Source organism: Stenotrophomonas sp. YJH_SMC_12-1 (genome assembly GCF_059370935.1).
Map to the genome: position 1 here is coordinate 156,774 of NZ_JCAFUD010000002.1, position 13,800 is coordinate 170,573.

General features: G+C 67.0%; 14 protein-coding genes. 8 read left to right on the forward strand and 6 right to left on the reverse strand.

What is annotated here, in order from left to right; all coding sequences use genetic code 11:
• Nucleotides 1-325: 325 nt before the first annotated feature.
• The 5 genes from AC5P8Y_RS04220 (at nucleotide 326) to AC5P8Y_RS04240 (ending at nucleotide 5,206) form a co-directional block, all read left to right on the forward strand.
• Entirely contained in the window at nucleotides 326-550 is a 225-nt protein-coding gene (locus tag AC5P8Y_RS04220; RefSeq protein ID WP_005408344.1) for a hypothetical protein, read from the forward strand.
• A gap of 11 nt (nucleotides 551-561) precedes the next feature.
• Nucleotides 562-816, forward strand: a complete 255-nt coding sequence (locus tag AC5P8Y_RS04225) for a hypothetical protein (RefSeq protein ID WP_012479313.1) — start codon at nucleotides 562-564, stop codon at nucleotides 814-816.
• Between the two features lie 210 nt (nucleotides 817-1,026).
• Nucleotides 1,027-1,422: a DUF2946 family protein gene (locus AC5P8Y_RS04230; RefSeq protein WP_111188192.1), complete on the forward strand. Its 396-nt coding sequence runs from the start codon at nucleotides 1,027-1,029 to the stop codon at nucleotides 1,420-1,422.
• A 128-nt stretch (nucleotides 1,423-1,550) separates the two neighbouring features.
• Complete coding sequence (locus AC5P8Y_RS04235; RefSeq protein WP_111188191.1) at nucleotides 1,551-3,689, forward strand: TonB-dependent receptor; 2,139 nt, start codon at nucleotides 1,551-1,553, stop codon at nucleotides 3,687-3,689.
• Nucleotides 3,690-3,700: 11 nt separating this feature from the next.
• A complete protein-coding gene (locus AC5P8Y_RS04240; RefSeq protein WP_049403296.1) occupies nucleotides 3,701-5,206 on the forward strand; it encodes a PepSY domain-containing protein in 1,506 nt (501 codons plus the stop codon).
• 9 nt (nucleotides 5,207-5,215) lie between these two features.
• Here the strand turns inward: AC5P8Y_RS04240 and AC5P8Y_RS04245 are convergent, their stop codons facing one another.
• Together AC5P8Y_RS04245 and AC5P8Y_RS04250 are read right to left on the reverse strand one after the other, a co-directional pair.
• A complete protein-coding gene (locus tag AC5P8Y_RS04245) occupies nucleotides 5,216-6,349 on the reverse strand; it encodes an MFS transporter (protein WP_111188190.1) in 1,134 nt (377 codons plus the stop codon).
• An 11-nt stretch (nucleotides 6,350-6,360) separates the two neighbouring features.
• Nucleotides 6,361-7,137 carry a DeoR/GlpR family DNA-binding transcription regulator gene (locus tag AC5P8Y_RS04250; RefSeq protein ID WP_049433233.1) on the reverse strand — a complete coding sequence of 259 codons (777 nt, stop codon included), beginning with the start codon at nucleotides 7,135-7,137 and terminating at the stop codon, nucleotides 6,361-6,363.
• Nucleotides 7,138-7,294: 157 nt separating this feature from the next.
• Here AC5P8Y_RS04250 and smqnr point away from each other — a divergent pair, with 157 nt between their 5' ends.
• Entirely contained in the window at nucleotides 7,295-7,942 is a 648-nt protein-coding gene (gene smqnr / locus AC5P8Y_RS04255) for a SmQnr family pentapeptide repeat protein (protein WP_049433234.1), read from the forward strand.
• A gap of 3 nt (nucleotides 7,943-7,945) precedes the next feature.
• Here smqnr and AC5P8Y_RS04260 read toward each other — a convergent pair whose 3' ends face one another.
• Both AC5P8Y_RS04260 and AC5P8Y_RS04265 read right to left on the reverse strand, forming a co-directional pair.
• Complete coding sequence (locus AC5P8Y_RS04260; RefSeq protein WP_049403294.1) at nucleotides 7,946-8,620, reverse strand: class I SAM-dependent methyltransferase; 675 nt, start codon at nucleotides 8,618-8,620, stop codon at nucleotides 7,946-7,948.
• A gap of 87 nt (nucleotides 8,621-8,707) precedes the next feature.
• Complete coding sequence (locus tag AC5P8Y_RS04265) at nucleotides 8,708-9,406, reverse strand: glutathione S-transferase family protein (protein ID WP_111188189.1); 699 nt, start codon at nucleotides 9,404-9,406, stop codon at nucleotides 8,708-8,710.
• Nucleotides 9,407-9,521: 115 nt separating this feature from the next.
• Here AC5P8Y_RS04265 and AC5P8Y_RS04270 point away from each other — a divergent pair, with 115 nt between their 5' ends.
• The gene (locus AC5P8Y_RS04270; RefSeq protein ID WP_049433236.1) at nucleotides 9,522-10,466 is read left to right on the forward strand and encodes a LysR substrate-binding domain-containing protein; all 945 of its coding nucleotides are present in this window, start codon (nucleotides 9,522-9,524) and stop codon (nucleotides 10,464-10,466) included.
• Here the strand turns inward: AC5P8Y_RS04270 and AC5P8Y_RS04275 are convergent.
• Nucleotides 10,405-11,784: an aminotransferase-like domain-containing protein gene (locus tag AC5P8Y_RS04275; protein ID WP_111188188.1), complete on the reverse strand. Its 1,380-nt coding sequence runs from the start codon at nucleotides 11,782-11,784 to the stop codon at nucleotides 10,405-10,407. The genes AC5P8Y_RS04270 and AC5P8Y_RS04275 overlap by 62 nt on opposite strands.
• A gap of 133 nt (nucleotides 11,785-11,917) precedes the next feature.
• Between AC5P8Y_RS04275 and AC5P8Y_RS04280 the strand changes: the two genes are divergently transcribed.
• The gene (locus AC5P8Y_RS04280) at nucleotides 11,918-12,781 is read left to right on the forward strand and encodes a DMT family transporter (RefSeq protein WP_049433238.1); all 864 of its coding nucleotides are present in this window, start codon (nucleotides 11,918-11,920) and stop codon (nucleotides 12,779-12,781) included.
• A 39-nt stretch (nucleotides 12,782-12,820) separates the two neighbouring features.
• Here the strand turns inward: AC5P8Y_RS04280 and AC5P8Y_RS04285 are convergent, their stop codons facing one another.
• Nucleotides 12,821-13,756, reverse strand: a complete 936-nt coding sequence (locus AC5P8Y_RS04285; protein WP_111188187.1) for a LysR family transcriptional regulator — start codon at nucleotides 13,754-13,756, stop codon at nucleotides 12,821-12,823.
• Nucleotides 13,757-13,800 lie beyond the last annotated feature (44 nt).

Sequence of the window (13,800 nt, forward strand, 5' to 3'; positions counted from 1 at the left end):
CATTTGCAACACCTTCCAGCACCTTGCATCCCTGATCGCAATGGGGCCACCCAGTAAGCGTTGGATCTGCGATGGCGTTCGCAGATCACTGTGATCGTGCCGATGCGTCGCAGTTGGCGAGAACCGGTTTTCGGATGATGCGATCGCCGCCAACGACGGCCCATCGTTTCTCTCCATCGCGCCTTCGGGCGCCCGTGCACAAGGAGCCTGCATGCCTGAAATCCACTGCAACCACGAACGCCGATCCGCCGCGGAATCCGCGTCGTTGACCGTCGTTGCGACGTTCTCAACCGGTGCGACCACCCCTCGATAAAATACAACCCGCATGACGGACACCATCGACGAAGCGCAGGAAATGGAAGCGCGCCACCTGCAGCGCGCCCTGGCCCAGCACGCAACGCGGGCCAGCAACGTTGCCCCTCTCACTCCCATGGGGGAATGCCACAACCCGGACTGCAGCGAGGACTTCGACAACGATCCGGCAAGACTGTTCTGCGGGCCTGCCTGTGCCGAGCGTTTCGAAGCCATCCATCAACACCGCAACGCATAGGAACAGGGGACATGTCTCTGAACAGCAACGACGCTGGCTTCACCGAACGCATCGCCGGTTTATCGGCCGAGCTCGCCGTGCTGGTGAGCCTTGTGGAGAACCACATCCATCTGCAGCTGGCTGATCTGGCCGACTCGGGTGATGTGGATGCACAGGAGCGATTTGCGGTAGCCGATCCGGAGCGCTGGTTGGAGAACGCCCGCAACAGCCTGCAGGCGGGTTTCATGTTTCTGGAGCGCGCGGTGCAGCAACCGGCGCGGTTCTAGCGATGTGATGCGGGGACGGAAGGGGCCGTATGGGTGCCTTCCGTCCCCCTTGGTGTCATGGAGAGCGCTTGCGTCCGTGGCTGCGTCATAACGTCGCACCACCCTTCTGGAAATCCTGAACGTGGTCCAGGGTTGGCGGCAGCCCCGTAGAATGGTGGTGTGCGTCGTTCTGTCCTCCACCGCCGGTTCCAGTCCTTGGCATGGCTTGCCATGCTGCTGGTGCTGCTCGCCCCGTTGGTGAGCCGTTGGCTGGCGCACGGTCACGTGGCCACCGCTGCGCCGGTGGCGGCGATGGACCATGCGATGCACGCAGAGCATGCGCAGCACGCGATGGAAGGGCACCACGATCATCACGCGATGGCGATGCAGCACGGCGAATCGACGCCGAAGCCAGCTGCCGATCCACATGCCGACCATGAGATGGGCGTGGATTGCGATTACTGCCTGATCGCCGCGCGGCTGATCACCCTGCTGGTGGCGGCATTGCTGCTGCTGGCGCCGATGGCGCCCGTATGCCGCGCGCTGCGCGGTGCGGTGCGGGCGTTGCCGCAACGGATCAGCGGCACATTGGGAGCGCGTGGGCCGCCGGCCTTGATGGCTGCCTGAGCCACACGCGCGGTGCATTGATCTTTTTTCATGAGGTTGCCGGCCACGGCCGGTGCCCGCACGCGCGTGTCTGTCCCTTTCTGATTGCTGCCCTGCCATTGCAGGGGGGCCTTGCATGCCGTGAACAGATGAAAACGAACCCCAACTCCGCGCGCCTGCGCCGGGCGACGCTGCCTGCCATGTGCGCGTTGCTCCTGCACACCGCCTCTGTACTTGCCGCCGATGCGGCACCACCGACCACGCTGGATACCGTGCGCGTGGTCGATACCCGCAGCGGCGAGCTGTCTTCCACCTCCAGCGCAGGCTCTGCGTTGGGCCTGAGCGTGCTGCAGACACCGGCCAGCCTGACGGTGATTTCGCGCGAGCAGCTGGAACAGCGCGGCGACACCAACCTCAATGATGCGATCAGCCGCGCCGGTGCGATCAGTGCGATGCCGCACCCGGGCAACGGCCTGAGTGCGCTGTCCAGCCGTGGCTTCACCGATGGCGCTTCCGTGATGCGCCTGTATGACGGGCTGCGCCAGTATGGCGGCGTGGGCATCACCTTTCCATTCGATACCTGGTCCATCGAGCGCATCGAAGTGCTGCGCGGTCCGGCCTCGGTCATCCATGGCGATGGTGCCATTGGCGGGGTCATCAACATCGTGCCGAAGAAGCCGACGCGCGGTGCCATCGAGAACGAGATCAGCGTGACCGTGGGCAGCAAGGACACCGCGCGGCTGGGCTTCGGCAGTGGTGGCGCGCTGACCCCCGAGCTGGCCTACCGGCTGGATGTGAGTGGCAACTACAGCGGTGGCTGGGTTGATCGCGGGCGCAGTAGTGATGCCACCTTCTCCGGCGCACTGCTGTGGCAACCGCGTGCGGATCTGCAGCTGTCGCTCACCCATGCGCAAGGCTATCAGCAACCGATGCGCTACTTCGGCACGCCACTGGTGGATGGCCGCCAGCTGGAGGCGCTGCGCCACCGCAACTACAACGTGGAAGACAGTGACATCCGCTACCGCGACCGCTGGACCCAGCTCGATGCGCTGTGGACGCCGAACGCAAGCGTCGAATGGCGCACGCGCCTCTACCAGATCGACAGCCAGCGCGATTGGCGCAATGCCGAAGCCTACGTCTACAACCGCGCTACCGGCTTGATCGATCGCTCAGGCAATACCGAGATCACCCACGACCAGGACCAGACCGGGTTGACCTCGACGCTGAGGGTACAGGGGAACATTGCGGGCCTGGCCAACAGCTTCGCCGTGGGCCTCGATGCCAACCGCGCGCACTTCAAGCACACCAACAACACCTATGCCGGCAGCTCGGGCCCGGTCGATCCGTTCGATCCGGTGCCGGGCCAGTTCACCAGCGACGCGCCGAACCTGCCGCGCTACCGTAATCGTGCCGAGCAGTACGCGCTGTTCGTGGAAGACCGCTTGGCGCTGAGCGAGCGCTGGTCGGTGCTGGGTGGGCTGCGCCACGACCGCGCGCGCATTGATCGTACCGATCTGATCAGCGGCCAGAACGCGTTCTCGAAGACCTACCGCAGCACCGGCTGGCGTGGAGGCGCGGTATTCGCGCTGCAGCCGACGTTGAACCTGTATGCGCAGTACTCGCAGGCGGCGGACCCGGTGAGTGGCCTGTTGATGATCAGCCCGGCCAACGGGGCCTTCGACCTGGCCAAGGGCCGGCAGATCGAGTTGGGCCTGAAGCAGGCCTTCGATGGCGGCGAGTGGACGCTGGCGGCGTACCGCATCCGCAAGACCGGGCTGCTCAGCCGCGATCCGCTGGTGCCGGATCGCCGCGTGCAGGTGGGCGCACAGACCTCGCGTGGCGTTGAAGCCTCCTTGAACTGGAACTTCGCGCCGCACTGGTCGCTCGATGCCAACGCCACGGTGCTGAAGGCCGAGTTCGAGGACTTCTTGGAAACCACCGGTTCGCCGGCGGTGCTGGTGTCGCGTGATGGCAATGTGCCACCGAACGTGGCCGAGCGCCTGGCCAATGTGTGGCTGAGCTGGCAGTTCGCACCGGACTGGAGTGCGGCGGGTGGCGTGCGTTACGTCGGCAAGCGCTACGCCGACAACGCCAACACCTTGGAGCTGCCCGGCTACAGCACCACCGACCTGGCACTGACCTGGCAGGCGGCACCGCGCACGCGGCTGTCGGCGCGGCTGTTCAACGTGTTCGACAAGGCGTACTACGCCACCGCGTACTACACCAGCACGCAGTGGCTGCTGGGTGCGGACCGGCGCGTCGAATTCACCGTCGATCATCGCTTCTGAGGAGGCTGGCGATGACGTTGCGATCCACCGCCAAGCGCTGGACCTATCTGGTGCACCGCTGGCTGGGCATCGGCGGATGCCTGCTGATGTTGCTGTGGTTTGTCAGCGGCATGGTGATGCTGTTCATTGGTTACCCGAAGCTGACACCCGGTGAGCGGCTGGCGGCGTTGCCGGTGCTGGGGGATGCTCGCGATCTGCAGGGGCTGTCGGTACTGCCTGCCGTGGTGCAGGCCGAGCCGGAGGTTGTGGCGCTGACGACGCTGCGTGGCGAGCCTGCGTACGTGGTGCGCAATGGCAGCAACGTGGGCGCCTGGTCTGCCGTGACCGGCCAGGCGCTGCTGCCGGTGTCGGCACAGAGAGCCGAAGCATCCGCCGCACAGTTCGCGGGCGGCCAAGCCTTCGTCGGCGCGACACGCGTGGACGAGGACCGCTGGACGCATTCGCGTGCGCTGGATGCGCATCGGCCGCTGTACCGGGTTGAAGTGGGCGGCGCGCAGCCAGGGGATGTGTATGTGTCCTCACACACCGGCGAAGTGGTGCAGGACGCACCGCATGTGCAGCAGCGCTGGAACTATGTGGGCGCCTGGCTGCACTGGTTGTACTTCCTGCGCATGCAGTCGGTGGACCCGGTGTGGACGTGGGTGGTGATCGTGCTGTCCGCGCTGTGCACGGTGGCGGCGATCAGCGGCATCGTGGTGGGTGTGTGGCGCTGGCGTTTCCGTGGGCACTACCGTTCGGGTGCGAAGACGCCATACGTCGAACCATGGATGCGCTGGCACCATCTGATCGGGCTGGTGGCTGCGGCTTTCGTGTTCAGCTGGATCTTCAGCGGGCTGATGTCGATGAACCCGTTGGGCGTCTTCAGCAGTACGCGCGAAGCGATCGACAGCGGACGCTATCGTGGCGGCGCGGTAGCGGTGGATGGCGCGCTGGGTGAACCGGCGGCGCTGCTGGCGGCCGTCGACGACGCGCGCTTCAAGCCGGTGGAGATCCAGTGGCGACGCATCGATGGTGAGCTGTTCGCGGTGTTGCTGGACGGGCAGGGCGAGACCCGCATTGTGTCCGGCAGTGATGGTCATCTGCAGGTTGCGCGGTTGCTGCCGGCCGCATGGCTGCAGCAGAAGGTGCGGGCGTTGTCCGATGCGCCCGTGCAGGGGTACTGGGTCCAGCTCGCAGCGGATGCGTACTTCTACCCGCGTGCACCGGAAGCCATGAACGGCGCAGCGGTACGCCGCTTCCCGGTGGCGGTGGCTGATTTCGGCGATGCCGAGGCGACGCGGGTCTACCTCGATCTGGCCACTGGCGACCCGTTGCTGACGATGGGGCGTCGCGAGCGCGTGGGTCGCTGGCTGTTCCACTTCCTGCACAGCTGGGACCTGCCGGCGATGCTGCGTCAGGTCACCGCCCGGCTGGCGGTGTTGCTGCTGCTGAGCCTGGCTGGCGCTGCGTTGTGTGCAACGGCCACGGTGATCGGCTACCGCCGGTTGCGGATGAAGCTGCGGCGCAGGCGGCGCTGATGCCTTGGACTAAACCCGCAGCCAACGTGTGGACACGGCCACCAGCAACAAGGCCGTGGCCACACCGATGAACGCAGCAATCAGACCGAAATGATTGGCGGCAAAGCCGATCAACGCCGGTCCGGCAAGGATGCCGGCAAAGCCCAGCGTGGAAACGGCGGTGATGGCCAGCGCGCCGGGCATGCGGGTCTGGTGGCCGGCCAGCGAGAACAGCGCGGGCGCGATGTTGGCGCAACCGAGGCCGACCAGCACATAGCCCGCCAATGATGCCTGCCACGGCGTGACCAGGGTCAGCACCAGCACGCCGGCAGCGGCGAGCAGCGCGCCGAACACGATCGCGCGCTGGCGGCCCACGCGTGCCACCAGTGCATCGCCGAACAGGCGCGCGACCGTCATGGTCAGGGTGAAGGTCACATAGCCGACGCCGGCGAGGCTGGCATCGACGCGACGTACGTCGCTGAGGAACACCGCGCTCCAGTCGAGCATCGCACCTTCGCCGAGGAAGGCGACGAACGCTAGCACGCCGATGAACAGCACGATGCCATGCGGCAGGGCCAGCATCGGTGTGTCGTGTGGCATGCGTTCGCTGTGCCAGTAGGTCGCCGACAACAGCATCACCAGCAGCATGGTGCCGACACCGATCAGCACCGATGCCAAGGGCGGCAACTGTGCGGACAGCAGCACGGTCATGGTGGCCGCGCCGAGGAAGCCGCCAATGCTGAAGAAAGCATGGAAGCCAGACATCATCACCCGCCGTGCTTCGCGCTCGACGATGACGGCCTGCACGTTCATCGTGCAGTCCATCGCGCCCACGGCCGCACCGAACACGAACAGCACCACGCCCAGCGTCCAGGCCGAACCCGCCAGGGCCAGGCCGGGCACGGTCAGGAAGATCAGCAGGCTGCTGGCCACCATCACCCGGCGGCAACCGAGGCGTGCGGCCAGCACGCCGGACAAGGGCATCGCCAGCAGCGAGCCGGCACCGAGGCAGAGCAGCACCAGCCCCAGCGTGGCGTCATTGATCCCGGTGCGCGCTTTGGCGAATGGCACCAGGGTGGCCCACAACGCGGTGGCGAAGCCGGGAATGAAGAACGCAGCGCGGGTCGCGTGCTGTTCGGCACGCGCGCGGTTGGCAAGGGACATGAGCGGTACGGTCAGGGAGGCGTGGGGTGCACCGCGATACCGGCGGCGTGAAAGCGAGCCGCCAAGGCGGGCGGTGCGGTGGTGGTCAGCACCAGGTCGTCGATCTCGTCCAGGCTGGCGATCTGCCAGTTGCCGCGGGCACCGAGCTTTTCAGTGGTGGCGGCGACGATGACGCGGCTGCTGCAGGCCACCATCGCGCGCTTCAGCGTGGCTTCTTCCGCATCCATTGCCCACACGCCGGTGTCGCCGTCCACCGCGCAGGGGCCGGGCAGGTACACGTCGGCACGCAGGCGCTGCACCTGGGCCAACGCCTCGGCACCGACCGCACCGCCACCGCTGGCCAGGCGCCCGCCGATCAGATGCACTGAAGTGCCTTCGAGCATGCTGGCGGCGGTGGCGATCTGCGGGGCGTTGGTGATCACCGTCAGCCCGAGAGCGGCCGGCAGCTGCTGGGCGATCGCCAGATTGGTCGAACCGGCATCGAGCAGTACCACCTGGCCGGGTTGCAGCAGCGCGCAGACGCGGGCGGCCAGCTCGGCCTTGTCGCCGCGGTCGCGGGTCAGGCGCTCGCGCAGCGGCCGTTCCTTGGGCGGCGGCAGTACGGCGCCGCCGTAGACGCGCTGGCACAGGCCCTGGGCGGCGAGCTCGCGCAGGTCGCGGCGGATCGAATCTTCGGAGACGGCATAACGGCGCGCCAGTTCGGCGGCGACCACGCGGCCCTGCTGGCGCAGCTCCTCGAGGATCTGCCGGGTGCGCTGGGCGGGTAGGGGGCTGGGGTCGGCGCTCATGTCGCAAGTCTGCACGTTCGTGCATAATCGTGCAACAACACGCATTGGTCGGGAGGGCACAGGGCGGCTGGACTGCCGGTGAACCCGTCCGCCCCGGGGTCTATGGATCGGCCTCGCGGCCCGGCATCATGGCGGGGCACTTGGCATGGAATCCCTGATGTCTCCTACCGTTCACCGCAAGCTGCGCATCGGCGTGGACCAGTACACCGGCCAGAAAGTGGTCGACCAGCAGTTCCACGAGTGCGATTTCTCCGGTGCGGACCTGACCGGCACCGAGTTCATCAACTGCAGTTTCTACGATGCCGACAGCCGCGCCGGCTGCCGCTTCAATGGCGCCACGCTGAAGGAAGCCAGTTTCCGCAGCTGCGATATCAGCATGTGCCATTTCAATTTCATCAAGGCGCTGGGCCTGGAGATCAGCGAGTGCCGTGCGCAGGGCGCGGATTTCAGCAACGCCAGCTTCATGAACCAGATCACCACGCGCAGCTGGTTCTGCAGCGCGTTCATCAAGAAGTCGAACCTGCGCTATGCCAATTTTTCGCGGGTAACGCTGGAAAAGTGCGAGCTGTGGGAAAACCGATGGGATGGCGCGAATGTGAGTGGCGCCAGCTTCGCCGGCTCGGACCTGTCCGGCGGCCAGTTCGAGGGCGTCGACTGGAACAGCGCCAACTTCACCGACTGCGACCTGACCAACTCGGAGCTGGGTGAGCTGGACCTGCGCAGCACCAACCTGCGTGGTGCCACGCTGGACGTGCAGCAGGTGGCGCTGTTGATGCAGCGCATCGGCATCACCGTGGTGCCGTAGGCATCACCCGGCGTACGCCACCCAGCCCTTGAAGCTGAAGCCTGCGTAGAACAGCTCCACGCCGTCGAAGCCGGCCTCCTGCAGCAGCGCCACTTCCTGTTCGGGGGCCAGCAGCGGCAGCCGCTCGGCAATGGCCTCGATCGCGCGCTGTGCATCGGCGTGGGCAACGCCCGAGGCTTCGGCGAACGCTGCGTAGCGCTGCAACCAGCGCAGCTTGCCGGCCGGTTCCTGCGGCACGCTGTGGTGGGCCACAACCAGCGGCGCACCGGGCTGCAGGCGCCGGTGCAGCTCGCGCAACGTGTGCAGGCGCTGCCCGGCATCGAGGAAGTGCAGGGTCAGCAGGCAGCTGGCCCCATCGAAGCGCAGAGCGGGCGCATCGTCGATGTAGCCTTCCAGCAGCTGCACGCGCGGCATCAGCGGACCCAGTGTCTGCTCGGCCAGAGCCAGCATCGGCGCGGCCGGATCCACGCCCAGCAGCTGCCAGCCCGGCTGCGCCTCGGCAAAAGCCTTCAGCTCCAGCCCGCCACCGGCGCCCAGCACCAGCACACGGCCCTGCGCGGGAACGCGTTCGGCCAGCAGCAGGCGGCTCATCTGCTGCAAGGCGAGGAAGCCGGGCACTTGGCGCAGCGGCGCTTCGGCATAACGGGCCACCGCCTGCGGGTCGGAGAACGTGGACATGCGCGGATTCCTGCGGCGGGGGACATACCACTGTAGCGCGGCGCGCAAGAGGCATTGCGCGCCGCTGCCACACGGGCAGGACAGGGCTCAGGCCGCTGTGGCCTCAAGCACGTCTTCCAGCCGCACCTCGCCGAGGAAGCCACCGCTGCTGGTTGCCGGCTGCTGCGCTTCGATGGCGTGGGCGAACTGCACGCCGGCGTCGTCCTGCAGGCGCTCGAACAGCTGCTGCACCCTGGGAAACTCGCGACGATCGACCACCTGGTGATAGTCATTCCAGCGCGCGATGCCGGCGAAGTAGGCATCGGCAAAGCTGCGCTGTTCGCCCAGCAGCCACGGGCCCGTGCCGATCATCTGCTCCAGCGCCTGGTGGGCGTGGCGCACCTTGGTGGTGCCATAGGCACGCAGCGCCTCGCCGTCATCGCCTTGCGCATGCTCCAGTGCGTGCCAGAGCGGCGCGTAGGCACCGAAGAAACTGGTGTTGAGATAGGCCAGCCGATGGTTGAGGCGATCGAAGCCGGAGGTGCCCTGTGCGAAGCCCAGTCCCTGCGCGATACCCAGCGCGGCCAGGTGGTTGAGGATGGCCAGGCTTTCGCTGAGCAGCTCGCCCTGCGCGGTTCGCAGCGTCGGGGTTTCGCCCAGTGGATTGAGGCGGCGGTAGTCCTCGCCCTGCACCTGGCCGGGCATGTCGATGCGGCACAGGTGATACGGCTGGCGCAGCCATTCCAGGGCGACGATGGAGCCGAACGAGCAGCCCGAGGGCACGCCGTAGAAGAGGATCGGGGTCATGGCAGATTTCCGGTTCAAGCCGCGATGCGGCGGGTGAGGGAAGCGTGCCTGCGTGGACATTGCCCCGGAAGCCGTTCGAATGGCATCCTGAAGTCCACATCTGTGGACGTTGTCCATGCTCAACCTCAACGATCTGGCCCTGTTCGTGACCGCGGTGGAGCAGGGCGGGTTCGCTGCAGGCGGGCGCCATCTGGGCCTGCCGCGCTCGACCCTGAGCAAGCGCGTGGCGCTGCTGGAAGAACAGCTCCAGGTGCGGCTGCTGCAGCGCAGTTCGCGCCGCTTCGCATTGACCGAGGTCGGTCAGGAGTTCTTCGAGCGTGCACGCGCGGCGCTGTCCGAGGTTGAGGCCGCCGAGGCCATCGTCCGCGACCGCCAGGCCGAACCCAGCGGCACCGTGCGGATCAGCGCTTCGATTCCGGTGGTGCAGGGCGAGCTCGCCGCGTGCTTGCCTGCACTGGCCCGCCGCTATCCACGGCTGCGCATCGAAGTTGAAGTGAGTGATCGTTTCATCGATCTGGCGCAGGAAGGCATCGACATCGCCCTGCGCAGCCACTTCGGTCCGCTGCCGGATTCCGGGTTGGTGCAGCGCATGCTCGGTAGCGAACGCATCGTGCTGGTGGCGTCCCCTGGTTATCTGGCAGCCGCGCCGGCAGTGGACACGCCCGAACAGCTACGCGCGCATGCAGGCCTGCTGACCGCGCGCCATGCAACGCGCTGGACGCTGCACGGCGCCGACGCCCACACCGTGCAGGTGGAGCCGCAGGTGGCGCTGGTCGGCAATGAATCGCAGCTGCTGATCGCGGCGGCAGAAGCGGGTCTTGGCATCACCGTGCTGCCACACAGCCTGTGTGCTGCGGCCATCGCCGACGGCCGCCTGCAGCAGGTGCTGCCAGCGTGGCATGCCGGCGAAGTCACCACCAGCGTGTTGCTGCCGCACCGTCGCGGCCAGTTGCCGGGCGTCCGCGTGGTGGTGGATGCGCTGGTCGCGCATTACCAGCTCAACGCAGCGCGCGCGCCAGCACCTGCCAGATCCTCGGGTCCTGGCACTGCGAAACGTTGAAACGCACATAGTCGGCCGCGCGCTGCGATTGGCTGAAGGCATTGCCCGGCGCCAGCACGATGCCTTCGCGCAGGCATTGCCGCGCCAGTGCGGCGGCGTCGCGGCCATCGGGCAGCTGGCACCACAGGAACAGGCCGGCTTCCGGCTGCAGCCACGGCGTGATACCCAGCGTCTGCAGTTTCCGCAGTGTGTGCCGGCGTGCATCGGCCAGCCGCGAACGTATCGACTGCATGTGGCGGCGGTAACCGCTGTCGGTCAGCGCGATGTGCATCAACTGCGCGGCCAGATGGCCACCGCCGAAGCTGGTCGCCAGCTTCAGGTCGGTCAATGCCTCTATCCAGTCGTGGCGCGCGGCGATGTAGCCGCAGCGCGACGCTGCCGACAGCGTCTTGGAGAAACTGCCGACGTGGATCACCCGTGACAGTCCATCGAGCGCGGCCAGCCGCGGTGCCGGCTGCAGTTCGAAGTCGGCGAAGATGTCATCCTCGATGATGATCAGTTCGCTGCGTTCGGCCAGGCCCAGCAGGCGGTGTGCGGTGCTCGCGGAAAGCACCGCGCCGGTCGGGTTGTGCAATCCGGAATTGGTGATGTACAGCCGCGGCGAATGTGCCTGCAGGGCCTGCGCGAACGCCTCCATGTCCGGGCCGCTGTGCGTGTACGGCACGCCGATGGCCTGCACCTGGTGCGCCTTCAGCAGCGCGTGGTAATTGAAGTAGCTCGGGTCGTCGACCAGCACGCAGTCGCCGGACTTGAGCAGGAAACGGCAGAGCAGATCGACCGCGTGCGTACCGGATTCGGTCAGCAGGATCTGCTCCACCGGTGCATCGATGCCAAGCGTGGCGCTGCGCCTTTGCAGCAGCTGGCGCAACGCGGGCAGCCCGAGCGGGCCGGCGTAGTCCACCAGTTGCATGGCATCGGCACGCGCCAGCCGGCGCAGGCCGCGGCGCACGCCATCGTGATACAGCCAGTCACTGGGCATCCAGCCGCACCCTGGCTTGAGGTCGCCCGCGGGCGTTTCCAGCGATTGCCGTGATACCCACAGCGGATCCACCGCGCGATCCAGCCGTGGCTCCAGTTCGGCCAGCGCCAGCGGTGCGGCCGGGCCACTGACGTAGAAGCCCGAGCCTGCGCGCGCACTGATCAGGCCTTCGGCCGCCAGGCGCTCGTAGGCCTCGACCACGGTGGAGACTGAAACTCCCATCGCCGCCGCCTGCGCGCGTACCGAGGGCAGGCGGGAGCCGGGGCCATCGACCCGTGCACTGATCCGGGTGCGGACGGTCTGGATGACCGATTCGATGCGGGTAAGGGGGCGCGGCATGGTGGAACCGTAGTGGAAGTGTGGGCAGTACAGTTACTTGCGACTGTACTGGATTGTAGCTGGGGTCTTCCCGCGCCGGATGCTTCCATGCAGGTCCAGCCGGGCATCGTCCGGCACCTTCAGGAGTACAGGCGTGGAACGGTCGGCGAGTGGTTGGATCAATGGCTTCATCGGTGTGGTGATCTTCGCCGGCTCCCTGCCGGCCACCCGCCTGGCGGTTCTGCAGCTGGACGCCGGATTCGTCACCGCTGCACGCGCGACCATTGCCGCCGTGCTCGGCCTCGGCCTGCTCCTTCTGCTGCGCCAGCCGTGGCCGCGGCGCAGTGACCTGCCAGGCCTGGCAGTGGTCAGCCTCGGGGTGGTAGTCGGCTTTCCGTTGTTGACCGCACTCGCGCTGCGCCACGCATCGTCGGCGCACACCATCGTGTTTCTCGGCCTGTTGCCGTTGAGCACTGCGGTGTTCGGCGTGCTGCGCGGTGGCGATCGGCCGCGCCCGGCGTTCTGGCTGTTTTCGTTGCTGGGCAGTGCCTGCGTGGTCGGCTATGCGGTGCGCAACGGCATCGAGGCATCGTTGCAGGCCGATCTGCTGATGCTGGCGGCGATCGTGGTGTGCGGGCTGGGCTATGCCGAAGGTGGTCGGCTGGCCCGTCATCTCGGCGGTTGGCAGGTGATCAGTTGGGCGTTGCTGCTGGCCTTGCCGGTGATGCTGCCGCTGACGGCGTTGATGCGCCCGGCCTCGTTCACTGCGGTTGGTGCCTCGGCGTGGTGGGCGCTGGGCTATGTGGCAGTGTTCAGCATGCTGATCGGCTTCCTGTTCTGGTACCGCGGGCTGGCGCAGGGCGGCATCGCCGCCGTCGGCCAGTTGCAGTTGCTGCAACCGTTCTTCGGCCTGGCCCTGGCCGCGCTGCTGCTGCACGAATCGGTCAGCCTCAGCATGGTGCTGGTGACCGTGGTCGCGGTGATCTGCGTGGCCGGCGCGCGCCGCTTCAGTCGCTGAACGAAAAAGGGGACGGAGGGGATTAAGTCGTAATCGGTCCTACTGTGCCTGAAACGACTTAATCCCCTCCGTCCCCTTTTCCGGGGCGCGCTGGAACAGATGCGCAACGGCATAGTCGATGAATACCCGCAGGCGTGCACTGGGATGGCGCCCACCGGGCCATAGCAGCGAGAACTGCCCCTGGTGCGTGGGCAGTGCTGGCAGCACCCGCTGCAGGCGGCCGTCGGACAGCGCGTCGGCTGCGAGGAAGTCAGGCATCCAGGCCAGGCCCATGCAACCGATCGCAGCGGCCAGCACGGCCTCCATGTTGTTGCAGGTCATCGCCGTGGGAAGGCGTGCCCCCGCATCGCCTTCGATGCCCGGCAGCTGCCAGGGATGCAGCTTTCCGGTGGTGGGGTAACGGAAACGCAGCGCGGTATGCAGGCGCAGCTCGCCCACATCACCGGGCGTGCCATGCGCCTGCAGATAGCCCGGCGCCGCACAGAGGATGAAACGAAAGCCGCCCAGTCGCCGTGCGGTCAGGCTGGAATCGGCCAGTTCACCACTGCGTATCACCGCGTCCAGGCCTTCGCTGACCACATCGACGATGCGGTCGTTGAAGTCCAGTTCCAGCTGCACCTGCGGATAGCGTTGCTGGAAGCCGGGCAGCACCGGCAGCAGGAAGCGGTACCCGATGGTGGGCAGGCCGATGCGCAGCAGCCCGCTGGGGGCGTGCTGTCGCTGCGCCAGGTCCGCCTGTGCTTCGGAAAGCTCGTCCAGTGCACGCCGGCAGCGCTGCAGCAGCAGTTCGCCTTCGTCGGTGAGATGCACGCGGCGGGTGGTCCGTTGGAACAGGCGGGTGCCGAGCTCCTGTTCAAGACGGGCGATGCGCTTGCCGACCGCCGACGCGGACAGGCCAAGTACACGCGCAGCGCCGACGATGCTGCCAGCCTCCGCGGTGCGGACGAAGGCGAGCAGGGCAGAAATGGAGTCCATGCGGGGCATGATTACGGAACAGTGCGACGCAATCAACGTCCATC